A 22809-nucleotide genomic window follows, 5' to 3' on the forward strand; every position below is an offset into this window, starting at 1 on the left:
AAAGAATGGATATAGTAAAACTGCTCTTAGAAAAGAGTCAGGAAGCCTTTATAGTAGGAATAGAACTTTATAATAAGCCAACTATTCACTACAGGGTGGAAGGATTCAGCTTCTTTATTTGTAATGCTTGGGAGCTTATGCTAAAAGCATATTTGGTGCGTGAGAAGGGCGAACAAGCAATATACTATGATGATAAGCCTAATCGTACTATCACTTTGGATAATTGCATTAAGAAGGTCTTTACTAATGATAAAGACCCATTGCGAAAAAATTTAGAGCAAATAGTAGAGTTGAGGAATACTAGCACCCATTTTGTTACAGAGGAGTATGAACAGATATATGTGCCTCTTTTTCAAGCAAATGTCTTTAACTATATAAGGATTTTGCTGAAATTATTTGAAGTTGATATTACGGATAAGCTGGGGAATAATTTTTTGACTTTATCTGTAAAGATGAATGATTTTAGTGAAGAAGCGGTAATGGCACGTTATCCTAAACAAATGGCTATGCATATTATCAATGCTATGGGGCAGGTTGGAAAAGAAATACTGAAAGAGAATAATGAGAATTATGCTATTCATGTTAAGCATGATTTTTATATAACCAAAGATATTAAATCAGCGACAGCAAAAATAGCCTTTACTAAGGATGCACAACAGGCTGGTTTTATATTAAAGGAATTGCATGATATGCAGAATGAATGCCCGTATACGATGAATAAATGTTTAGACCATATCAATAAACGTATAAAAAAAGGAAAAATTAATTTTATAAATCCTGCTACACCTAATGAGGATAAAAGGCATACGTTTAATCGATTTTGTTTTGGTTTGTTTGAAAAATTCTATAATCTTAAGGCTGATACAAAATATTGTTATGTTTACAAAAGAAACCAAAATCCAACATATACATACAGCATGGCTGCCATTGACATGATTTTTGAACAAATAAAAAGAGACCCTGAACATATTATTCAGAGTCTTCGTGATAAGTTGCCAAACAAAAAGGGAAGTCAACCCCAGGGGCAAAGGAATTCTAAGCCATAAGCCTACTCCCATTCGGGAACCCAGCCATATCCTTCACAAGTTGACTTCGTTGTCCATATTCTGACATATTAGCAGTAATTTGTGAAGCTACATATTTAGGAAATATATGGCTTATAAGCTGATTTACGACCTTATAAGGCGTCAAACAGCTTTTTTCGTAGTTTTTGATGGTTGTAAGACATAGGAGAGTGCGTATGCTTCCATCTATTCTGGCAAAACAACTCCAGCAGGGGATCCGGGATTACATAGAGACTACCTTTCCCATGACCAATGAGCCCTTTGCTGATTCCCTGGCTGCCATGTTCGATGGCCATGATGCTGTCTATCATGAGCCTTACATATCGGTGAAGCTGCCCTTCCGCACGGCAGAGACCATGCCAGACTGCTTTGAGGGGGTGGAGCTGCCTTTTATGCCCTATGTCCATCAGCAGAAGGCCTATGAGAGGCTGACGGGAGAAGATGGACGCTCTACCCTTATCGCCACTGGTACCGGCTCAGGCAAGACGGAGTGCTTCCTGAATCCAGTTCTGGAATACTGTTATAAACACAGGGGAGAGCCGGGGATAAAGGCTCTGATTATATATCCCATGAACGCTCTGGCCACTGACCAAGCTGGACGTATTGCCAAGGCCATCTACAGCAGTCCTAAGCTGCACGATGGCACTGATACCGCTATTAGCGTAGGTATGTATGTAGGCGGTGGTAAAGGGAAGGGCGCCACCATGATGATGGAGCCGGACAAGGACGCAAATATCCTGGGGGTTATCACTGACCACGAAACCATGATAAATCAGCCCCCAGATATCCTGCTGACCAACTACAAGATGCTGGACTATCTGCTGGTACGCCCCAAGGATGCCGCTCTCTGGCAGGACAATACCAATGTTGAGACACTCAAGTACATAGTGGTAGACGAGTTCCACACCTTTGACGGTGCCCAGGGGACGGACCTGGCTTGTCTGCTGCGGCGACTGAAGGCACGGCTCAATACACCGTTGGGTTATCTTTGCTGCGTGGGTACTTCCGCTACCATGGGTGACAAGAATAGTGATGAGGATATCCGCAAATATGCTTCAGATGTCTTTGGAGAGCCTTTTGATGAGGAGGCAGTCATCACCGAGGACAGATTAAGCCCGGAAGAATACTTCGCCGATGCAGAACGTAAATATCTGTCCCTGCCTGGGGCAGAGACTGTGGAGCAGCTCAATGAGTTTTCTGCTGCCGATGATGAAAAGGACTATTTGCAAGCAGCAGCAGAGGGATGGCTGCCGGAGTTGGCGTGGGATTTTAGCGACGAAACCGAAGCCGGGGCACGTCTTGCCTTGGGGGAGGCTTTGCAGCAGCATGGCTTCTTTCAAGATGTATTGTGCCTGATGAGGGGCAATTACTGGCAATGCCAAGGACTGTATCAGGAACTTTTGCGCAAATATCCTGTGATGGAAACTTGGAAGGATAAAGAAGCGGGCTTCAATTCTTTGTTTGCGCTTGTTTCCTATGCCCGCAGGGGGAGCGAAGAGCATCTGAGGCCGTTCCTGTTTGTGCAGGTACAGCTCTGGATGAGGGAGTTGCGCCGCCTTTTGGGGAGAGTGTCTGCTCATAATGTGGACTATATGCTGTCCCTTGATCTCAATGAACAACAGCGGAAGTCCTACCTGCCTATTGTCAACTGTCGTGACTGCGGCGCTACGGGCTGGGCGGGGATACTGGATGAAGGCCATCATGCCACGGTCAAGAATCTGGAGACTTTCTATAATCTCTTCTTCAGCACAAGTGACAAGATCGCCTTGATGTATCCAGGCGTTGATGGGCAGGGAGATAAGGACTTGCGTCCGGCCAAGTTCTGCCCAAATTGCCATCACATTACTTACGAAGAAAATGAAACCCATTGTCCTGATGACAATGGGGAATATATTGACGTGCTGATACCGCGTCTGAAAACCAGCGGATCTCAGAAGCATCGCCAGTATGAGTGCCCCTTCTGCGGCAGTCGCCGTGGCGTATCCCTGATGGGCCTTCGGAGTACATCTGAGATTAGTGCCAGTCTGTCCCAAATCATGGCCTCGAAATTCAATGATGACAAAAAGACCCTCACTTTCTCCGACAGTGTGCAGGATGCGGCCCATAGGGCTGGTTTCTTCAATTCCCGCACCTGGCGGTTCGGCCTCAGGGGAGCTGTGCAGCGTTATGTGATGAACGGAGGTGCAGGCCAGTCCCTGGCAGAGTTTACGGAAGGGTTTCTTGCTTATTGGCAGGAGCAGATGAGCCGGGAGAAGTTTGTCAGCTTCTTTATACCACCCAATCTCAAGTGGACCCAGGGATTCAAGGACTTAAAGGAAAAAAGAGCGCTTGGTACAGACAAAGCAGCCAATGACCTGCTTCGGGATATACGCCGTCGTATCAGCTATGAAATCATGCTGGAGTATGGTGTCACTAGCCGCATCGGCAGGACACTGGAAAAGTCCGGCTGTTCATGCCTGACTTTTGACAGGGCTGATATCAATAGTCTGGCTGAAAAGGTGCAGGAACGCGTCATCAATGAACTGGGAGTTATGAGCTACGCCCAGCCCTTTGATTTCCAGCGGATGGTTTATGGTTATCTGGACATCATGCGTCAGCAAGGGGCTTTTGATGATGGTGTGTTCACTAAGTACTGTCAGGAGGATGGCAGGCCATATTTGATTTCCAATGATTACTATAAGTGGTTACCAGGAGTGAAGTCAGGACGCAATACTCCAAGATTTGTTTGCAAAGTGGAAGGTAGAGCCAAGAAGCCATACTACTTCGATACTCTGGGGGATTATAAGTATACTGCCTGGATAGAGAACTGCGTGGAGGAAACCGAATTTACCCGTGAGGATTTATCCCGTGAGGTCAGTGAGATAATCATGGCAGAAGCCTTGAAAATGGATATAGTCCATGAAATGCCTGGGAAGGACGGCAGCATCAAGATTTTCGGCCTGAACAAAGAACGTGTTTATATCTCTGACCAGGTGGCCACGGTGAAATGCGACAAGTGTGGCAGCGAAGCCGAGTGCAGCGCAGACTTTATAGATATCATGCAGGGGGCTATCTGCTCACGCAAGGGCTGCGCGGGATACATGCAGGAGTGTGAAGCAAGCGAGTTGGGTTATTACGGCGAGCTGTATAGTTCCGGGGATTTGGTGCGTATCCATGCCGAGGAACACACGGGACTTCTTGAGCGTGAGGCTCGGGAGAAAGTGGAAAATGACTTCAAGCGCAGCCCAAAGGATGGAAGGCAGGAATGGGATCCCAATATTCTGTCCTGCACGCCCACTCTGGAAATGGGTATCGACATTGGCGATTTGTCCTCTGTGATTCTCTGCAGTATGCCACCGGGACAGGCCCAGTTCCTACAGCGGGCTGGCCGGGCCGGGCGTACGGATGGCAACTCCCTAGTGCTGGCGGTGGCAAGCACCAGGCCTCATGATTTGTATTTCTACACCGAGCCATTGGAGATGATGCAGGGCAGTGTCAAAGCCCCTCACATTTTCCTCAAGGCTTCGGCTGTGCTTCAGCGGCAGTTCATGGCCTTTTGTATGGACAACTGGATAAAGAGCGGCGTGGCCGAGGGAACAATTCCCAGAACCCTGGGGAATGCCCTTACAAATGTCAAAAACAAGACGGCGGACGGTTTCCCAAACAACTACCTGAATTACGTACAGAAGAAGCTGTCATCCTTGTTCATGATGTTTACCAGCATGTTCAAAGGCGATCTGGATGACCAGGCTGAGGCAGAGCTGCGGGAATTCGCCAAAGGGAAAGGGCTTGAAGAATCTCCCCTGCAGGTACGTGTACTGAAGAGCTTTAAGGAAATAAATGCAGAGATTGACAGCATTGATGCCAATATCAAGGCCCTGAAGATTCTTCAAAAGGAATATGAGAGCAAGCCAAAGGATAGCTCCTATGAGGAAGAAATAAGGGGACTGCAGCGGGAACGGACAGCTTTGGTGAATGTCAAAAGGCAGCTGCGCAATAAAGATATCTTCAATTTCCTGTCTGATGAAGGTCTGCTGCCCAACTATGCTTTCCCGGAAGAAGGCATCACCTTGAAGGCTGTGCTCTTCCGGAAGGAAGAGGAGGACAAGGAGAAACCTCAGAAAAAGCCCAAGTATAGCAACTCTGTTTATGAGTACAAGCGGGCAGCTTCAGTGGCTATCAGCGAGTTTGCTCCCAATAACAGCTTCTATGCTGGTGGTCATCAGTTCACTATTGATCAGGTGGATATAAATACCGCAAAGCCGGAACTGTGGCGTCTCTGCCCCAACTGTGCTCATGCTGAGCAGGAGTTGACCATCAAGAACAAGGCAGCCTGCCCCCATTGTGAAAGCACCATGTGGGCTGATGAAGGCCAGGTCAGAGAAATGCTGCGGGTGAATATGGTCTATTCCAATATGGATATGGACAAGAGCATCATTGATGACGGAAGCGAAAATCGTGAAGTCAGGTTCTACACGAAGCAACTTTTGGTGGATGTGGACGAGGATAAGGACATAGAGAAAGCCTATGCCATGAACAATGATGATTTCCCATTCGGCTATGAATTTGTCAAGAAAGCCACTTTGAGAGAAATCAACTTTGGCGAGGCTGATGTGTCCAAAGCGGAGGAACTGACCGTCAATGGTGTATCAGAGGCCCGGAAGGGATTCATTGTATGCAAACACTGCGGCAGGATTAAGGATAGCGAGGGGAAGATAAATCACGCTCCCTATTGCAAGGCCAACAAAAACGAGGCCCTGCAGAAGGAAGCAGAGGAAGAGTGCCTGTTCCTCTATCGCGAGTTCACAACAGAAGTGTTGCGACTGCTGATTCCTGAAACAACTTCTGTTGGGACGAAGGTAAAAACGGAATCCTTCACTGCGGCCTTCATGCTGGGCATGAAGGAGTATTTCGGCAATGTGGATCACCTGCGGGCCAGCATTTGTGAAGTGCCTGTAAAGGAGGGAGATTATCGGAAGCAATATCTGGTCATCTACGATTCTGTTCCCGGCGGCACAGGCTATCTCAAGCAACTTATGCAGCATGATGATGCCTTGACGAAAATATTTGAGATGGCGTTGCAGGTACTGGAGAATTGCAGGTGCAAGGAGGACGAGAAGAAGGACGGGTGCTATCATTGTCTCTATGCCTATCGTCAGAGCAAGAATATCGGCGAAATATCCCGCCGTGAGGCAATGAAGATGCTTCATTCTATCCTGAGCGGCAAGGATAATATTGAACCCATAGACTGCCTGGGCAGCATCAAGACCAATGATCTCTTTGACAGCGAGCTGGAGCAGCAGTTCATCGTGGCTCTGGGAAAGATGGGAAATGAAGCACGGCAGGTGGATGTGCAGCAGGTATTGGTCAATGACAAGCAGGGCTATATACTGAATATCACCATCAAGGACAAAAACGGACAGGAAGGACAGACCTATTCTTGGGAAGTGGAGCCGCAGGTAAATCTGGACAGCATGCAAGGGGTAAGTGTGCCCTGCAAGCCGGATTTTGTCCTTTGGCCTAACTTTGATACCTCAGATGGAGAGCACCTGCCAGTGGCCGTATTCACCGATGGTTTTATGTATCACAAGGACAGGGTGGCTGATGATACTTTGAAACGTGAGGCCATCCACCGCAGCGGCAATTTCCGTGTTTGGTCCCTCAGCTACAAGGATGTACAGGAAGTCTTCCATGTGCAGGATGACTTTGCTACCAATACGCTGGATGCGAGCCAAATGCCCTCCGGCGACAGCATGTATGAACCCATGGTAAAGAAAGCCGGTGCTTTGTCGCTGAAGCCTGCCAAGACTAAGGCATTTGAACTGCTCATGGCATACCTGACCTTGCCCGGGGCCGAGTCCGAGTTCCGGGGGCAGGCCAGGGCCTATGCCATGTCGTTACTGGACACCGGTAAGATGACTTCTGCTCTGGATTTCAACAGTTGGAGCAAGAAGATTGAAGACATAGGGGAGGACAGCCATTTCCACGAGCTGGGCTTTACCTTCGGGCAGACTTTGTTCGGCTCATGGAAGCCACGGGCTAATGGAGCAAATTTCACTTGTCTGGCCGGACTGGATATTGCGAAGGGCAAGAGTAGCCCGGAGCAGTTCGTGGTTGCTGCAGCCATAATGGAAGATAGGCCTGACCTGCGCTCGGAGAAGTATGAGTTGGAGTGGAATGGGTTCTGGCATTTCCACAACGTCATGCAGTTTATGGAGAATTTTATCGCTGTTTCCGAGCTGGGACTGGTGAACAAGACTTATCTGGCCTTGCCTTTGCCAGCACTGGAAGATACGGAAGCATCGGATGTGGGAGAAACAGAGAAAAATGGGTGGCATGTTGCATTGGAGGCGCTGCGTGAGTTTGCGGATGAGGCAGAGCTGGCATTTGTCGCTTCCCTTAAGGACAGAAATATTCCCATACCTGATGTCATCGCTGATGAACTGGTAGAGAATGGCAGGGTGCTTGATATGGTAGAGTTGGCCTGGAGTGAAAGGAAAATAGCCTTTATCCTGAGCGATAGTATTGACGCCAAGGAAAACTTCCAGAAAGCGGGATGGAAGGTCTTTGACGAACAGGCTGAAAACGTAGAAGAAATATTTGTGGAAAGGGCGTGAGTAAATGCAGGATGTAAAAGTAGTCATTGGTGATACATTTCTCGAATCCTTTGCCAGGTTGCCATCGCAGGCGCAGAAGCATACATCAGATTTCCTGGTGAAATTCCGTAGCAATCCTACGTCTGCAGCTATTCACTATGAAAAAATAGCCAGCAAGCTGGATAAGAAAGTCTGGTCTGTGCGTGTGGATGATACCTATCGAGGCATAGTCATACGGGAAGAAAATACAGGGGTGTTCATGCTTATCTGGGTGGATCATCATGATGAAGCATATAAATGGGCTGCCCGTAAGCGCTGCAATATCAATCCCTTTACCGGGGCTATCCAGCTCTATACGGTTCAGGAGATAGTGGAAACAGTAAAGGCCTCCTGCATTTTTGGTGAAGTGAGCAAAGAGGAGTATCTGGAGCTGGGGGTACCGGAAGACCAGCTGGAATATGTACGTTCCTTGACTTCCAAGGAGGCATTCGTAGCCAGCAAAGGTATTTTGACTCCGGATGTATTTGAAGGCCTCTCCTGGCTGTTGGAAGGCATTCCCGCCAGGGAAGTCATTGAAATGCTGCAGGCAGAACGCGATGACAAGGTACAGAAAGCAGGTGACCTGAGAGCTGCGCTGGAATCTGCTGAAAATCAGCGGTTCTTCAGAGTAGTGGAAGGAGAAGAAGATCTGCAGGCTATGCTGGGGCGTCCTTTGGAAAAGTGGCGTGTATTCCTGCATCCCACCCAGCGTAGGATAGTGAACAATAATTATAACGGATCCGCCAGGACCACAGGTGGGGCTGGCACAGGCAAGACTGTAGTGGCTATGCACCGCGCCAGGAGACTGGCTGCTGGGCTAAATGGGCACGAACGAGTTTTGTTCACCACCTTCACGGCGAACCTGGCGGCAGATATCCGGGAGAATCTGCGCAAGATATGCAGCAATGAAGAACTGCGCCATATAGAAGTAATCAATTTGGACGCCTGGGTTAATAATTTTATGCGGACGGCAGGTTATGAGGCCAGGATAGAGTACAATGAAGCAGCTTTGCATGAGGTATGGGATGAGGCTGTAGCAGAGGCTATGGCTGATGATTTGGGGCTGTCTGCGGATTTTTACGCCGAGGAATGGGCTAGGGTGGTTATCCCTCAGCATGCCTTGAATGTTGCCAAATATATCAGATGCTCCCGCAATGGTCGTGGCGTACGTCTGGACAGGCAGAAACGGCAGCAGGTTTGGAAAGTCTTTGAAATCTACCAGAGAAAGATGAAGGCAGCGGGGAAACGTGATGTTTATTGGGCCATGGATGAGTGCCGCACGCTTATCAAACCGAAAGATATGCTTTATCCTCATATAATCGTGGATGAGGGTCAGGACTTTAGTCAGATAGCTCTGGAGCTGATACGAAGCATTGCAGGACCATCCCATGCCAATGATATATTTATTGTGGGGGACGCTCATCAGCGCATCTACCGTCACAAGACCGTCCTTTCCAAGTGTGGCATAGAAGTTCGCGGCCGCAGCAGCATCTTACGTATAAACTACAGAACTACTGAAGAAACAAGGGCCTATGCGCTTTCCGTCCTGTCTGGCATAGACTTTGACAATCTGGACGGCGAGGCCTTGGCTAACGATAAGTGCAAGTCACTGACCCACGGCGAGGCTCCTGTGGTAAAGCATTGCCGCTCCGCCAACAGTGAATTGGACTTTATCGTCACACAGGTCAAGGAATTGGAAGCTAACGGCGTACCGTTGAAAGATATATGCCTCACCGCCAGAACCCATGGCATGCTGGACAACTATATCCAGGCTCTCACGGCTCAGGGCTTTCGTTGCTATGAACTGAAAAAAGAGAAAACAGATGACAGACAACAGGACGGTATTCGCCTGGCCACCATGCATCGTGTCAAAGGGCTGGAATTCCAGTACATGTTCATAGCAGGTATGAATCAAGGGTTAATGCCGCTGAAACAGGTCATTGCAACAGATGACCAAATAGCCAGGGAGGAAGCCCTGGTGGCAGAGAAATGTCTGCTTTATGTGGCTCTGACGAGGGCACAGCGAGGGGCATTTATAACCAGCTATGGGAAAAAGTCGGAATTCCTTATGTAAAGTGATATTAGAGAGCTGGCCGTTTTCTCAAAAAAAAGACGGGATCCCAAATTGTGGAGCCCGTCTCTTTTAGATTGTTTTTAACTAATCTTGTTAATTTTGTATTTTTGTTGTTTGTTTAAGTTATAGTTATTGACAAAATCTAAGTCGTCTTCCCATTTGGAGACAGCTAGTGCTTTTCGCTTATTTCCTCCCTGAGTTTGAATATAGAAGTGTAGATACTTAAGTATTTCTGCTTTTTTCATTATCTTGTGGTTCATAATATTGGCTAATATGGCATGTCGTTCCGATTCGGAATAATTATCCTGTTGATTTACAGTGTAACCACACAAACGTAATGGTGATTCTGCTGCAAGATTGAATTGTCCAGTTTGCTTCGGGAAACTAATAAAATCAAGTGATATTTTTCCAAGGAGAATGCGATAACGCTTACGGTACATGTCAAAATCCATTTCATGTATATAGAAACGGTTGCAATTCTCGCAATAATTGACATTTATCCTTATAGGACGGCCGGTTAGACTTGTTAAAATACCTGTAACAGAAATAACGCTGTGTTTATTAATGCACTTAGGATCTTTACGCATTATATAAAGAGTATGTTGAGAACCATCAAAATTGATATTGTCATTAGGCTTTATTTTACGTTTAACTTGATTATCTTTACTGGCCTTTTTTGGAGTGGCTTGTTGTAATAAGTTCGTTTTCTGTTGATTTGAGGTCGTTGTTGAGCCAGTTTTATTTTCGTTATCAGTTGGGAAAATACCTATGGGATTATATGTATCATAATTATATACATTTAAGCAAGAGTAGAGTTCCTCTTTTAAGAGACATTCCTCTTTGCAGGAGTTTGCTAGTTGTGATAAAGAAAGCCTATATAATTCGTCAAAATTTGTATAATGGATACTTGCATTAATTTTGAGCGGGTGCTCTTTTGCTCCCCCAGTAATACTTAGCCTACAGAGTTTGCTATTATACTTTGTTTTTTCGAGTTCACGAAAATAAAGGTGATTTGTCTCGGCAAAGTAGTACAAAAATGTTCTACGTGTGTAGAGATTACAATCAGGAGGATTGAATTTTTTGTTTATGTATCTTTTAAATAATTTTCCACAGAGGACAAAGTTGTTAACATGTTTGCCCTTGAGTGATGTAAAGTCATTTGTTGGTTGGTTTTCTAAATGATTGATAAAAAGGATGGCTATTATACATTTGAATAACGTCAAATATAAAAATGGATATGCTAACGATATATCATTACAAGAAAATCTAATATTTAGATTCTCAATAACACGGTTCTTTTCTGCATCCAAGTAAGAATGTAAATTATTTGGTAATAGCTTGTACATTTCATTGATGTTTAATAGTAATCCTTTTAAATGAAATAACTCCATTGAGTTGGCAACTGTATAACGTCTTAATATATATTCTGTTGCCAAATATTGTGTTACATAAATTCCTGTAGTGTGTAATGCCTCATTAGTTTTATAAATTCCACTGTGGTCACGAGAAAATCTAAATGTAATAGCTTCCTCGATTTGGGAAATGTGGAAATAACTGTTGTCTAAAGAAAAAGTCTTTACTACATTTAATGCGTTTTCTTTATTAGTTAAGATATAATATTTTTTTCCTAAATTGGTAACGCTGAGTTCTCTGGAATAATCGATTGAAAAGAATGGCTTTAATTTATTGTATGTATCGCAAAATCCGAATTTATTACACATTAAAACAATAAGTTTGGGAATGTTGTTTAAGGAACTGTGATGTGTTTCGTCGATAACATCCAAAAGATATTCGTGTATGGAGGTCAAAATTATTTTTTGTTTACATTCTACGATATGTTGAATTTTGCTTGAAGTGATGTTAGGAAACTCTGTGTACAAGAATATTGCGTGTAGCATGTGATAAATATCCATGCCAAGTATATTTGTTATAGATTCATCTTTTAAGTTTTCTGGCAAATAGGGAAGCTTTATTTTTTCCTCTTTAGAAATAATAGAGAGAACTTCTTTCTTAAATTGGTTCATGGATTTTACCCCTTAAAGATTTTAAAATGTATATCAAACAGATATATTATACCATAATTAAACATTATCGTACATATTGACAATCTTTTTTAATTAATGGTAGGATTTAAATAGAGAACTGGCAACAGAGTGCACCAGTGCTGATGTTTAACAAAATTAACTGACAGTAATCGTGAATATGGAGATAAGCGCATGAGAAAAGCAATATATTTAGCAATTTTGATTGTATGTCTCATTTTTTCGTCGGCATATGCAGCAAAGTGGGAACGGTTAGACGTTCCGGTGGGGCATGGTGCTGATGCCTTGATCGACCAGTTTTACGCAGTTGACCGCTTAGAGATTTTGAATAGCTATGAGAGGGACGCTATCTATGGCTTTTACTTCTGGCGAAAAGAATTCTATTCCAGACCTGAAGATGGGAAGGGACAGGTTGAATATAAGATTTACCTATCACGTATTGATGTGAGAAAAAAACCGTGGGTAATCTATGATTCACTGCTTTATACGAAGGTTTGGTTCGAGCAGCCAATTGTTGAAGCAAATCCGCAGTGGATTAATCGTGGTTCGGTTTCCTCTGATAATCCTGAGAATATTTTAATAGCAAAGCAGGTTATAGGAAAAACCAATGAATTGGTGCGTCAAGATAAGGTGAAGGCAAGGAATATCCCCATCCGAATTCAGACAGCATTAGTACCTGAGGATATGAAATAGACTATTTTGCATTAAACATTAATCTGTGATAGAATTTATTGATTATGAAAACAGGTTGAGCTCATGATGCAGGAGGAAAAGTATTGAGGGTATTGGTTGTCAATCGTATGCCGTACCTCATGTTGGCTAAAAATTCCTTCTTTAGGGGTAACTGTGGATTTGTTGGAGCGTTCATGCTCGTAAGTGCCTTTCTGAGCTACATGGACGGCAGGGAAGCAGTTGAAATCTGCCTGGACATCATGCTGGGTATCTGGCTTTGCTACTTAGCTGTCCGGGCATATGGCTCTGAATCTCAGATGTACAAGCATATATGGGGTGAGTCCTACCACAAAATGAAGAAGATAGCCTTCAGCGATTCTGCTTCTCTTTCAGAAGATGAAGTCGAGATCCAGAGGAAGTATTGCGCCGCTGAGTATACTGGCACCTTTGAGATTGGAGTGACAGCTATGGCCATAGAGGTCTACTCTTCCCAGCATGATCTGTTCGAGAAGACCTACAACAAGGAGCATAAGATAGCGGCGTTATTTGGTAACATCGCCTTGATTGTTATCATACTTAACATAGTGTACTGTATTGCCACATATATTTGAAAATCTGTGTAGAAAAATAATTTTCACTACAGGAGCGGCAGGCCATGCTAAAGAAGTTGACCAGCAAGAATATCAATAACAGAGCTCGTCCCAGGCTCTCTGAAGTCATGAAGAAGGCTATCGTGTGCTGGCTTCTTGACGGAGAGATAGCGAAAAATAAGAAGGATGACCAAAGCCAGCTGACTGTATTGGCTGAGTACACAGGAACGCTGTATAGCTGGTACGAGCTTATTGTGGACTCTCCTGCCATAGTAGGTGAGTCAGAGTATTTCTGGAATATGAGGCTTACTCAGAAAGCATTGGATTCTTTTGGAGAACTACTTACGGAGAAAGCGCCGAAACGTAAGGAAAGTACCGGACGTCCCAAGAAGTATGGTTTGCGAGCCAAGATGCAGGCTATGAAGCTGAGGAAGGAAGGTAACTCCATCAGGAAAATAGCAGAAATCATGGGTGCCAGTACGTTCACTGTGCAGAGATTACTGAAGTAGTGATAATTATATATCAGCACAAGACAAACAAGTCCCCTGCAGTGCAGAGGACTTGTTTGTCTGTATATTATGGTATATGTTGACGTATTAGCCAACCAGCACCAGACGCTCGATGGAAGCGTACTGGATCTTTGCGCTGGCATCCGTAGGCTCGCCCTTGATGACAGCTTCTTCAACGAGGACCTTATCGGCAATGTTGACGCGGCCGGCGGCGCACTCATCCTCAATCTTCTTGAGTAGAGCCTTACGCCCGGCAGCGGTATCAGCGAACATCTCATTGTTGTAGCGCACGTTCATGGATGCAGCGCTCTTGTTGTCGTCGCAGTTGAAGAATGCATAGACGTACTTCTTCTTGGTGGCAGTGGCCTTAGTGGTAGTTGCCTTGGTAACAGTAGCCTTTGTGGTCTTCGCTGCAACCGTCTTGGTCTCTGAGGCGGCAGCCTTCTTCGTAGTGGTTTTCTTAGTAGTAGTAGTTTTTTTGGTAGTAGCCAAAACATATCCCTCCGATAATGTTACATTTGCATATCCCGAAAAGGAATTATAGCATATTTTCTCGAATACAGCAAAATATGGTTGATTGTTAATAATGAGCAGTCGCGTTACTCCGCCAGGTATTGGGACGGGCTGCTAATTGGCTATCGCCAATCAATTAAAGTTTAAAAAGGAAAAATGATAGATGACCGAACTCATGTTAAAAGCTTTTGCCATAATCTGGCTGATTCTATCCGTCAAGCGTATGATCAGCAGAATCAAGATTCAAATGATGGGAGAAGAGGCTGCCAAAGAATACCTAAAAGAACTTGTTGAAAAGATGATGGATATGCTGCTTATGCTGGAGGGGCTGCCAGTACAAATAGTGACTGTTCTAGTTATGTTAATGCCTTTACTGTCATCATTACTTAACTTGGGAGGGCTCTTCTTCGCCGGCCTATATAGCAGACCAGAGAACATAGACAGAGCATGCATACTCTTTTTTGCTATCATTACGGTAGCTGATTATGTCAGACAATACCCTGGGCTTGTTAAGATTAAGCAATATATAGAAGATGCACTTGAAAAAGAAGTGATGCAGCGCAAGATTCTCGAGCTCGTGGAACATGAGCATAAAATCAAAGGAGTAGGAGACATGGCCTCTATCGGCGCCGTTCTTGGATCGATGTACTTGTGCTTCATATTGTTTGTGCCCTGAATTTCATGAGCAGGAAAATAGTCGTAATAATTACGGGCAAGGCAAGTCATGTGGCTATAATCTTATATAGAAAACAGTTTTATAAGGAAATATTTTTGTAAAAGGTGAAGCTTTGTCTTCACCTTTTTTTTGTTAAAAGTATGTAGGCTTTGTCTGATAATCAGATAATTTATCTTCTCATTATCTGATTATCAGACAACGGTGATATATGAAAAATATCACAACAAAAAATATATAGATATATATTTAATAAATATTGACCTAGATGTTTTTGTGGGCTATAATTACATTATCAAAAGGCGCCTGGAATTGAGAGTATAGTAATAAGTTTTTTATAAATGTAGAGGAGATTTTACTATGGCAAAAGTTGTTGAATTCCCCCAGCGTGGACAGTATAAAAAAGATAAAATTAAAAATGATATTAAACTAGAAAAAGAAATTAGAGAAACCGTGGAAAAGGTGAGAGAAGTATTTACGGATGATTTCATGGCAATGGCTGCTAGAATGTTTTCCGGAGAAGCTCATGCTGAGGCGCAGAAGAAGAGAATGAAATATTTAAGAGAATTACAGGAATTTGAAGATCTGATTGGAGGTAAACATAAAATAGTTGATATAAGAGGTGTAAACTAATTGGAGGAGTACGGCTGTGGAAAGTAAGAGAGAAAAATTTGTACGTTTGGCAGAGGCAAGGACAAATAAAATCATTAAAATGATAGAATTATTGGGGAATTTATCAGATACACGGACATATGAATATAACGAAGATGACATAAATAAAATATACAATAGTATATTTACCGAATTGAACATATCGAAAGATAAATTTGACGTACATCTTAGAAAGAAAAATTATGTCTTTAAGTTAACTGATGGTGGTGGTATAGACAATAATCCAACACGCCCAAATAAAGAGGATGAAGGGATATCGTCCTGATTCTAATACTCAGTTTGAATCTGGTAGAGATAACCAAAGATGTTCGTTATCACATCTATAGACATCATTATGGTAGGTATCGGCCATATTTTGCAAGTTTTCGTGTTCCCATTCCTTTTGGGCCAGTGCTTCTCGCAGCCCAGGCAGAGCATCAAAGGGCTGGAATATCTTTGCTCGGTTGAATGTAGTTATAGCTGCCATTGCTTTTGTGGCCTCCAATCTGTTGATTCCGCTGGATAGTGGTGCCCTCGGCTAGGAGGTTCATACCCTTAAGGATACTGTTCTTGCCGAACCTTTTCTTGATTTTGAGGATGGTCTCCTGTCGGAGATGTTCCCGTTCATCATCTATAATGGGGGCGAACAGGGATAGCTGCCTCTGGGCTGACGGCAGGACATGATTGGCTGAGAGCATAACTCTGCGTATAGCGAAGTCATGGTACACGACTTCATGGTAAAGAGTTACGAGAGCCTTGGTGATGGCCATGCTGGAGCTCGTAGGCTCTGGGAACCGTACCGTTCCTCCAGAGGCGGGGATAACTATGCCGGAGCGCATGCTGTACCCTATGTACATGGTGACGGATTCTGTGATGACTTCTCGTTCCACCAGCTCCAGCGCCAGCTGATCAGCCATCTCCTTCAGTATCGTGAGAGCTTCTGTGTAGCTGTAGTCCCTCAAAAGAACCTGACCATTAGACACGGATTTCGTTTTGGGCCTGTATGCCTTTATTTCGGCTATGGTGGTCGGTTCCCGGCCATAAGCGTGGTCATAGAGGATGCAGGCATCAATGCCAAATTTCTTACGGAGCCTGGGAAACGGACAGGCAGCAATTCCTGCCATATCAAAGATGCCCATATTGTGAAGAGTACGCTGTGTGCCAGGCCCTATTCGCCAGAAGTCGGTGAGTGGACGATGGTGCCACAGCGTCTTTTTGAATGTTTCCTCGTTAAGGTCGCCTATTCTGTCAGGGGCGTGTTTGGCAGTGATGTCTAAAGCAATCTTGGCCAGATACAGGTTGGTGCCGATACCACAGGTGGCAGGGAGTCCCAGTCGCTTGTCTATCTCTTTGAGCATAAAGGAGGCAATATCGCGCGGCTTCTTCTTGTACAGCCTCAGATAGGGAGTAACGTCTATGAATGATTCGTCTATGCTGTAGACGAATATGTCGTCCCTGCAGAAGTAGTCGAGGAAGATGCCGTATATCGCGGCGGCGTAGTCTATGTACATCTGCATTCTCGGGGGTGCCACTATGTACTTGAAGCACGCAGGTATCTCATGGACTCTGCAGCGGTTCCTGACTCCCTTGGCTTTGAGGGAGGGGGAGACAGCAAGGCATATGGTGCCTTTGCCACGCTCGGGGTCTGCTACCACCAGATCCGTTGTCATGGCAGGGAGGCCGCGGGCAACGCACTCACAGCTTGCGTAGAAGCTCTTCATGTCTATGATGATATATGACTTATCAGTCACCTCGACACACCTCGCTAGAACTTATGTTCTATATAGTATAGCATAAAATATAATATAGAACAATAGTTCTGTAAGCGCAGAGAAGGCGTTATTTGTAAGAAAAGAAATGGTCTGTCACACATTGAGATTACGTGCAACAGACCATTTCTTGGTCAGGTATCAAATATCATATTGTTGGAGGAACCGTAGCTGCCTTTGATTTTCGGAGGAGATGGCGGTTTCGCTTCATTCAACCAACAGCTGGTGGACCTTTGTAAGCGCTTCTTCTTTTGACATGACTTTGAAGGTATCTGTATCGCACATACCTACAACTTTCGGATGTCTGTAAGGGGCATCTATGCCGTTGTCGGTCATGCAAACGTACCTTGTGTTCTCCCAGCCAGTGCGTTCATCATTCAATGATCTCAGCTTGACTTTGAATTTTGCATCGGGATAGGTAGCCAGCCATAGTTTCTTTACATGAGTAAGCAATTCTTCCTCAGTGTCAAATGTGGCTGCTTCAGCCATTGCTTTGTCAAGATCGCTTCTTTGAGGGCGAAATACGATTGCCATGTGAAAATCTCCTTTCTGAACTTATCATGGGGCTGATAAAGCAAGGAAGTCTGATTCTGTGATGAATATTCTATACATGTAACATGAAAAGATAGGGGAGGTGATTTCTTCTGGGGCAATCGAGAGACTGAAGAGGATCACAGTGTCAGGTGCTGAACTACATTCAGCACGAATTGCTGACAGACCTGAGCAGTCTCTGGCTGGAAGTCTTCATCATTGAACTCGGTATTGGAGAGGATGCGGATGCCAAGGAAGGGGATATTGTACTGGTGGCAAACAAGGGCTGCGGAGGCGGTCTCCATATCCTCGCAGGAGGAATTGAAGTTATCGTGGAGGTACTGGATGCGCTCAATCTGCCGATTCCAGGTATTGCAGCTGGCTATGGTGCCAGCAATGACCTGTCCTCTGGTGTAGATCCTGCTCACCATGTGAGCAGTGTTCAGGAGGCTGGAGTCTCCAGGATAGTGGACTGCCTGAGGGATGAAGGTGCCATCTGCGGGACTGTAGGCGTAAGTACCCATCAGCTCCATGTGGCTCCAGTCAGCAGTCTTTTCTTTGGCAGTACGATAAGAACTGGCATCGAAGGACTGCTGGCCCAGGACGATATCGTAGGCTTTTAGGGCCGGATCGTGGCCTCCGGCTGTGCCCTGGCTGATGATGGCCGTGGGATGGAATTGCTCAATGCCCAAGGCTGTAGCGGCAGCGGCGTTGCTCATGCCCACTGAGGTAACAGCTATCACCAGTGGAATGTCATGGTACTGCCCTTCTACGAAACGCCAGCTGCCAAGCATGTGCTCCCGGGGCTGCTGAAGGGAAGCTATGAGGAATTCAGTTTCTAGATTCATGGCGCCTTCAATCATTACTTTTGTATCGCTGGTACTCACTTGCAAAACTGCTCCTTTCGGCGTATTGAAAAGCCCGCTGCAGGGGCCTTGTGAGGCTTGCGGCGGGCTGGGGTGTTCTTAGTACTTCACGCTGGATTTGAAGGAAAGGCTCTCGCTTGCAGCAATTTCAATCTCTGCGCCAGTTTGAGGGTTGCGGCCTTTGCGGGCTGCACGCTTGGCCTTTTTGAAGGTGCCGAAGCCGATGAGACGGATCTCGGCATCATTCTTGACTTCTTCAGCGATAGTGTTGAGAAGTGCGTCAATGATGGCCTTGGTGTCCTTCTTGGAAACCTTGGATGCTTCTGCTACTTTGTCTACCAGAGCGGACTTGCTTATTACTTCTGCCATGTTTATAACCTCTTTTCTGTATTTTGATTGACCTGGGTCATTATAATACAGTGGAGTGGGCTTGGCAAGCCAGGCGATTGATTTTAGTGGTGTTATGGAACGGCATAAAAATATTGGGAGGGCTGGTCAAAGATGGTCAGCCTCCTACTCGATTACTCGCCATATAATTCTTTGAGTTTGCCAAGAGCCTCATCCGGGGCAATGCCCTTGCCAGCAAGGTACTCGTTGAGAACCTTGAAGTCGGTCTTGGTTTTGGCATCTTCCAGCTTAGCCAAGTCTGCCTTGAGGTTTTTCAGTTCCTCGGTTTTCTTCTCAATCTTTGCCTTGATGTCCTCAATTTTCTGTTCGTAATTCACTACTCTTGCCATGATAATTCCTCCTAAAAAAGATGATATGATGGTATGAACTCATCTAAGATATGAAGCTTCCACATAAATGTCGATTTTCCTGCTTTTGATTTTTGTTAAAAGGGAATTTCCACGCCATAGGCCTCTGCCGAAATGCTCATATCTTGCAAAGCGGGAACGCCGATAGAGGCAGTTGTTTCTGGAACTGGAATGGCTGCACTCTCTGCAACCGGGGTAAGCTGCTGGGCAGGGGAAACTTCTTTACGATAATCCACGAATTCAACTATATCGGCTGTTACTTCGCTGAAATTTAGGCGTTTGCCGTCTTTGGTGGTGTAAGTGTTGGTGGAAAGGTGTCCTCGGACATTTACCTGTCTGCCTTTGAGCAGATAATCCCGGCAGTGCTCTGCGATTTTACCCCACGCATTTATGCGGTGAAACTCTGCCGGAATCTTGCCTTCCTTGTTCTTCTTGAAGCCTTTGGGACTGGCGAGATTGAAATGGGAAACCAGTCTGCCGTCCTTGGTTACACGGCTGTCAATATCAGTGGCCACCCGGCCACTGAGAATAACGATATTCATAAATCATCCTGCCTTTCGCTTGAAGTTTTTCTTCCCGTAGCTGCCGTTTTTCTTTTTAGCCGGAGCCGGATTGAAGTCAGGCTTTCCACGCTTATCGCTGAAAATGGATTTACAAGCTCTTTCCGGGTCCGTACAAATCCAATATTTCTTTCCGTTCTTCTTGGAGGTTATGAGCTTCAGAGGTCTGCCGCACTGGGGGCATTTAGGGATGTCCCGGGGAGGCTCGATTTCCCTGTGAATGGCATCCTCCAGAAGTTGCTGGATATAGGTTTTTTGCTGGGCGAAGAAATCCTGCACGGACATTTCTCTGTTGCTGATGGCCTCTAAGTTTTTCTCCCAGAGGGCTGTGATGTCCGGGTAGGTGATGCTGTCCGGCAGAAGCTGGATTATCATCATGGCCTTTTCTGTGGGCACCAGCTCTTTTTTCTCCAGCTTCAGATAGTGTCTTTCCTGCAATAGCTCAATCTCTCCTGCTCTGGTGGCCTCGGTGCCGATGCCAGAGCAGTCTTTTAATATGGGCTTCAGAGATTTGTCCTTCACGTAACTGCCGATGTTCTTCATGGCAGCCAGCAAGGTGGAAGTGGTGAAACGCTTGGGAGGCTTGGTTACTTTGGTAACCAGTTCGGCTTCCTTGTTTGTTACGCTTTCGCCATTTTGCACCGCTGGAAGCTGGGCTGTTTCTTCCTTATCCCCGTCTTTGTTTGTCGGCTCTCCCTGATAGAGTACCTTCCAGCCGGGGGAAAGAATGACTTTGCCGTTTGCCACGAAGGTTTCTCCGGTGGCTTCAATCTCAATGTGGGTAGTGAGGAATTTCTGCGGGGGATAGAACTGGGCAAGGTAGGCTTTGGCCACCATTTCATAGAGGTTACGCTGCATATCCGTCAGTTCGTCCATGTTGGCCTTTACCGTGGTGGGCACAATGGCGTGATGGGCAGAAATCTTTTTGTCATTCCAGGCCTTGCTGCGGAGAGAACTGTCAGTTCCTTGTACGAATTTAGCAAAGTCCTCTGACAAGGAGCCAAGGTTATCAAGGATCTGCGGTACATCGGCCAGCTGGTTGGTGGGCAGGTAGTCACAGTCAGAGCGAGGGTAAGTGGTGAGCTTCTTCTCGTAGAGTTCCTGCTGAGTGTCCAAGACCTGCTGTGGTGAGTAGCCATATTTCTTACCCGCCGCAATTTGCAGGGCAGACAAGGAATACGGAAGCGGTGGTTGGGACTGGCCTTCCTTTTGATCCATTTTGCGGATAACTCCTGTTTGTCCCTGAACCTTGCTGACTATGGCCTCGGCTCGGGCTTTTTCCAGAAGTCTGCCATCGGCATCCAGTCCCTCCATGTCTTCCGGTATCTGCCAATGGGAGACAATCTCCCCTTGCTGGTGCTGCCAAGTGGCTTTGACCTGAAAATAGTTCACCGGGTGGAAATCCTGAATCTCCTTTTCCCGGCGAACCACGAGGCCGAGGGTTGGGGTCTGCACCCGGCCAACGCTGACCACGCTGCTGTAACCTGCCTTTTCGGCGTGTTTTGTGCAAGCACGGGTCATGTTCATGCCAATAATCCAGTCAGCCCGGGAGCGGGCAAGGGCTGAATTGCGTAGGCCGATGAACTCCCTGTTATCCCGCAAATCCTTCAGGGCTTCATGGACGGACTTCTCATCCAAGGCATTGATGAGGATTCGCTGGACTGGCTTTTTCGAGAGAACGCCGATGTAGTTCAGCACCTCATCCACAAGCAGCTGACCTTCCCTGTCCGGGTCCCCGGCGTTGATAATGATATCGGCCTTCAGGGCGAACTCCTTCACGGCCTTGAATTGCTCTTTGGCATTTGCCTTGACCTTCATCTGCCACTTGTCAGGGATAATGGGCAGAAGGCCGATGTCCCAGGATTTGTATTTCTCGTCATACTCCTGTGGCTCAAATTGCTCCAAGATGTGGCCATAGCACCATGTAACCACATCATTGCCACAGACAAAGCAAGACCTTTGTTTGTTCGCACTGCCCAGCCCCTTGGCAATGGCCTCGGCAAGGCTGGGCTTTTCGGCTATGAATAAACGCATGGAATTTCCTCCTTAGAAAGTGGCCTTGCTGGCAGGTGCAGCAATTTTCACTTCTGCCGTATCGCCGGATGGGGGCATAGTGGATTTTTCGGTTTCCGGCTTTTTCTCCTTGCCCATGTTCTCGATAAGGAGCCGGAGGGCTGCTTGCATAGTGTCCTTGTCCTCGAGGTCAATGCCGAAGCTGCTGAGTTCCCCTACCATATTGGAGTGTTTGCTGGCATTCAGGCTATACTCCAAGGTCTTGATTTCTGCTTTCAGCTTATTGCGGCGGTCACGGAGCTTGTCCAAATCCTTTTCTACCACTTCCAGCTGTTCCTTCTTCTTGGCCAGCTGCTCGGTTTTCCTCTCCCCGTCACCGCTGACGATCTGGTAAATGTTTTCTACTTCCTGATGGCTGATGTTCATAATAAGTTTGCCTCCCTTTTGTAATCCTGCAATATTTGCAGGATCCTGTCATGGTCATAATCCTCCAAGATTCCTGCTTCCTCAAAAATCAATCCAGCCTTGTAGACCATCAGAATGCGCTGGTGTTTTCGAGCTATCTGGTTCTCTTGGGCAATCTCTCTCTCCAAGGTTCTCTGCTTTGCCTCCATATCTTCAATCTTGCGATTGACGGCGGCAAGGCTTCTTTTCCGCTGCTCCAACCTTGTTATGGGCATCACCTTCCTCCCTAAGAGATACCCATATTATAAATATGGTAGAGGGTCGGAAAACTATACAATGTTTTACTCTACGCAGAAATTTCTCGTAGGGCGAAAAAAAATATGGGGTTCTGAATCCTCGCCACTTTTCTAACCTGGCCACATTTCGGTAGGTAGAGGTGCTATAATGCCACCATAAGTGAGCAGCACTACGTTAACTGATTATTACACGCCAAAGAAACCGGTGGTTC

20 protein-coding genes are annotated in these 22809 nt (G+C 45.8%); 9 read left to right on the forward strand and 11 right to left on the reverse strand.

The window, feature by feature from the left end; genetic code table 11:
* Window positions 1–5: 5 nt before the first annotated feature.
* From P159_RS0105190 to P159_RS0105200, 3 genes are all read left to right on the forward strand, one after another.
* Window positions 6–1046, forward strand: a complete 1041-nt coding sequence (locus P159_RS0105190; protein WP_037376975.1) for a DUF3644 domain-containing protein — start codon at window positions 6–8, stop codon at window positions 1044–1046.
* A gap of 194 nt (window positions 1047–1240) precedes the next feature.
* Window positions 1241–7660, forward strand: coding sequence for a DEAD/DEAH box helicase (locus P159_RS0105195; RefSeq protein WP_051650148.1), 6420 nt, complete (start codon window positions 1241–1243; stop codon window positions 7658–7660).
* A gap of 4 nt (window positions 7661–7664) precedes the next feature.
* Window positions 7665–9752: a UvrD-helicase domain-containing protein gene (locus P159_RS0105200; protein WP_029542111.1), complete on the forward strand. Its 2088-nt coding sequence runs from the start codon at window positions 7665–7667 to the stop codon at window positions 9750–9752.
* A gap of 80 nt (window positions 9753–9832) precedes the next feature.
* Here the strand turns inward: P159_RS0105200 and P159_RS0105205 are convergent, their stop codons facing one another.
* Window positions 9833–11776, reverse strand: a complete 1944-nt coding sequence (locus P159_RS0105205; RefSeq protein ID WP_029542113.1) for a hypothetical protein — start codon at window positions 11774–11776, stop codon at window positions 9833–9835.
* A 192-nt stretch (window positions 11777–11968) separates the two neighbouring features.
* Between P159_RS0105205 and P159_RS0105210 the strand changes: the two genes are divergently transcribed.
* The 3 genes from P159_RS0105210 to P159_RS18430 all read left to right on the forward strand — a co-directional run bounded on the left by P159_RS0105210 (window position 11969) and on the right by P159_RS18430 (window position 13565).
* Complete coding sequence (locus P159_RS0105210; protein WP_029542115.1) at window positions 11969–12487, forward strand: hypothetical protein; 519 nt, start codon at window positions 11969–11971, stop codon at window positions 12485–12487.
* 83 nt (window positions 12488–12570) lie between these two features.
* Entirely contained in the window at window positions 12571–13077 is a 507-nt protein-coding gene (locus P159_RS0105215) for a hypothetical protein (protein WP_029542116.1), read from the forward strand.
* Between the two features lie 44 nt (window positions 13078–13121).
* A complete protein-coding gene (locus tag P159_RS18430) occupies window positions 13122–13565 on the forward strand; it encodes a helix-turn-helix domain-containing protein (RefSeq protein ID WP_037376976.1) in 444 nt (147 codons plus the stop codon).
* A gap of 87 nt (window positions 13566–13652) precedes the next feature.
* On the opposite strand, the gene P159_RS21140 is transcribed toward P159_RS18430, so the two are convergent.
* Entirely contained in the window at window positions 13653–14057 is a 405-nt protein-coding gene (locus tag P159_RS21140) for a hypothetical protein (RefSeq protein ID WP_318253508.1), read from the reverse strand.
* Between the two features lie 184 nt (window positions 14058–14241).
* Here P159_RS21140 and P159_RS0105230 point away from each other — a divergent pair, with 184 nt between their 5' ends.
* From P159_RS0105230 to P159_RS20905, 3 genes are all read left to right on the forward strand, one after another.
* Window positions 14242–14754 (forward strand): hypothetical protein, encoded by a 513-nt coding sequence (locus P159_RS0105230; protein ID WP_029542120.1) that lies wholly within the window; start codon window positions 14242–14244, stop codon window positions 14752–14754.
* 357 nt (window positions 14755–15111) lie between these two features.
* The gene (locus tag P159_RS0105235; RefSeq protein WP_029542121.1) at window positions 15112–15384 is read left to right on the forward strand and encodes a hypothetical protein; all 273 of its coding nucleotides are present in this window, start codon (window positions 15112–15114) and stop codon (window positions 15382–15384) included.
* A 16-nt stretch (window positions 15385–15400) separates the two neighbouring features.
* On the forward strand, window positions 15401–15688 hold the full coding sequence (locus P159_RS20905; RefSeq protein ID WP_072004115.1) for a hypothetical protein: 288 nt from the start codon (window positions 15401–15403) through the stop codon (window positions 15686–15688).
* A 151-nt stretch (window positions 15689–15839) separates the two neighbouring features.
* On the opposite strand, the gene P159_RS0105245 is transcribed toward P159_RS20905, so the two are convergent.
* From P159_RS0105245 to P159_RS0105285, 9 genes are all read right to left on the reverse strand, one after another.
* Window positions 15840–17153: a DNA repair protein gene (locus P159_RS0105245; RefSeq protein ID WP_221174058.1), complete on the reverse strand. Its 1314-nt coding sequence runs from the start codon at window positions 17151–17153 to the stop codon at window positions 15840–15842.
* Between the two features lie 225 nt (window positions 17154–17378).
* Window positions 17379–17705: a hypothetical protein gene (locus P159_RS0105250; RefSeq protein WP_029542127.1), complete on the reverse strand. Its 327-nt coding sequence runs from the start codon at window positions 17703–17705 to the stop codon at window positions 17379–17381.
* A gap of 137 nt (window positions 17706–17842) precedes the next feature.
* A complete protein-coding gene (locus tag P159_RS0105255; protein WP_185753621.1) occupies window positions 17843–18589 on the reverse strand; it encodes a 5'-methylthioadenosine/S-adenosylhomocysteine nucleosidase in 747 nt (248 codons plus the stop codon).
* A 78-nt stretch (window positions 18590–18667) separates the two neighbouring features.
* Window positions 18668–18937, reverse strand: coding sequence for an HU family DNA-binding protein (locus P159_RS0105260; protein WP_072004117.1), 270 nt, complete (start codon window positions 18935–18937; stop codon window positions 18668–18670).
* Window positions 18938–19089: 152 nt separating this feature from the next.
* Window positions 19090–19305, reverse strand: coding sequence for a hypothetical protein (locus P159_RS0105265; protein WP_029542132.1), 216 nt, complete (start codon window positions 19303–19305; stop codon window positions 19090–19092).
* A 95-nt stretch (window positions 19306–19400) separates the two neighbouring features.
* Window positions 19401–19865, reverse strand: a complete 465-nt coding sequence (locus tag P159_RS0105270; protein WP_051650150.1) for a single-stranded DNA-binding protein — start codon at window positions 19863–19865, stop codon at window positions 19401–19403.
* A gap of 3 nt (window positions 19866–19868) precedes the next feature.
* A complete protein-coding gene (locus P159_RS0105275) occupies window positions 19869–21917 on the reverse strand; it encodes a DNA topoisomerase III (RefSeq protein WP_072004118.1) in 2049 nt (682 codons plus the stop codon).
* Between the two features lie 12 nt (window positions 21918–21929).
* Window positions 21930–22322 (reverse strand): hypothetical protein, encoded by a 393-nt coding sequence (locus P159_RS0105280; RefSeq protein ID WP_029542136.1) that lies wholly within the window; start codon window positions 22320–22322, stop codon window positions 21930–21932.
* Complete coding sequence (locus P159_RS0105285) at window positions 22319–22576, reverse strand: hypothetical protein (RefSeq protein WP_029542138.1); 258 nt, start codon at window positions 22574–22576, stop codon at window positions 22319–22321. The genes P159_RS0105280 and P159_RS0105285 overlap by 4 nt, the downstream gene beginning before the upstream one ends.
* Between the last annotated feature and the right edge of the window lie 233 nt (window positions 22577–22809).

Source organism: Selenomonas sp. AB3002 (assembly GCF_000702545.1).
Taxonomy (GTDB): domain Bacteria; phylum Bacillota; class Negativicutes; order Selenomonadales; family Selenomonadaceae; genus Selenomonas_B; species Selenomonas_B ruminantium_A.

Excerpts from the sequence above, each read along its gene's own strand:
- P159_RS0105190 (WP_037376975.1), top strand. The coding sequence starts at position 6 with ATGGATATAGTAAAACTGCTCTTAGAAAAGAGTCAGGAAGCCTTTATA.
- P159_RS0105195 (WP_051650148.1), top strand. The coding sequence starts at position 1,241 with ATGCTTCCATCTATTCTGGCAAAACAACTCCAGCAGGGGATCCGGGAT.
- P159_RS0105200 (WP_029542111.1), top strand. The coding sequence starts at position 7,665 with ATGCAGGATGTAAAAGTAGTCATTGGTGATACATTTCTCGAATCCTTT.
- P159_RS0105205 (WP_029542113.1), bottom strand. The coding sequence starts at position 11,776 with ATGAACCAATTTAAGAAAGAAGTTCTCTCTATTATTTCTAAAGAGGAA.
- P159_RS0105210 (WP_029542115.1), top strand. The coding sequence starts at position 11,969 with ATGAGAAAAGCAATATATTTAGCAATTTTGATTGTATGTCTCATTTTT.
- P159_RS18430 (WP_037376976.1), top strand. The coding sequence starts at position 13,122 with ATGCTAAAGAAGTTGACCAGCAAGAATATCAATAACAGAGCTCGTCCC.
- P159_RS0105230 (WP_029542120.1), top strand. The coding sequence starts at position 14,242 with ATGACCGAACTCATGTTAAAAGCTTTTGCCATAATCTGGCTGATTCTA.
- P159_RS0105235 (WP_029542121.1), top strand. The coding sequence starts at position 15,112 with ATGGCAAAAGTTGTTGAATTCCCCCAGCGTGGACAGTATAAAAAAGAT.
- P159_RS0105250 (WP_029542127.1), bottom strand. The coding sequence starts at position 17,705 with ATGGCAATCGTATTTCGCCCTCAAAGAAGCGATCTTGACAAAGCAATG.
- P159_RS0105260 (WP_072004117.1), bottom strand. The coding sequence starts at position 18,937 with ATGGCAGAAGTAATAAGCAAGTCCGCTCTGGTAGACAAAGTAGCAGAA.
- P159_RS0105265 (WP_029542132.1), bottom strand. The coding sequence starts at position 19,305 with ATGGCAAGAGTAGTGAATTACGAACAGAAAATTGAGGACATCAAGGCA.
- P159_RS0105270 (WP_051650150.1), bottom strand. The coding sequence starts at position 19,865 with ATGAATATCGTTATTCTCAGTGGCCGGGTGGCCACTGATATTGACAGC.
- P159_RS0105275 (WP_072004118.1), bottom strand. The coding sequence starts at position 21,917 with ATGCGTTTATTCATAGCCGAAAAGCCCAGCCTTGCCGAGGCCATTGCC.
- P159_RS0105280 (WP_029542136.1), bottom strand. The coding sequence starts at position 22,322 with ATGAACATCAGCCATCAGGAAGTAGAAAACATTTACCAGATCGTCAGC.
- P159_RS0105285 (WP_029542138.1), bottom strand. The coding sequence starts at position 22,576 with ATGCCCATAACAAGGTTGGAGCAGCGGAAAAGAAGCCTTGCCGCCGTC.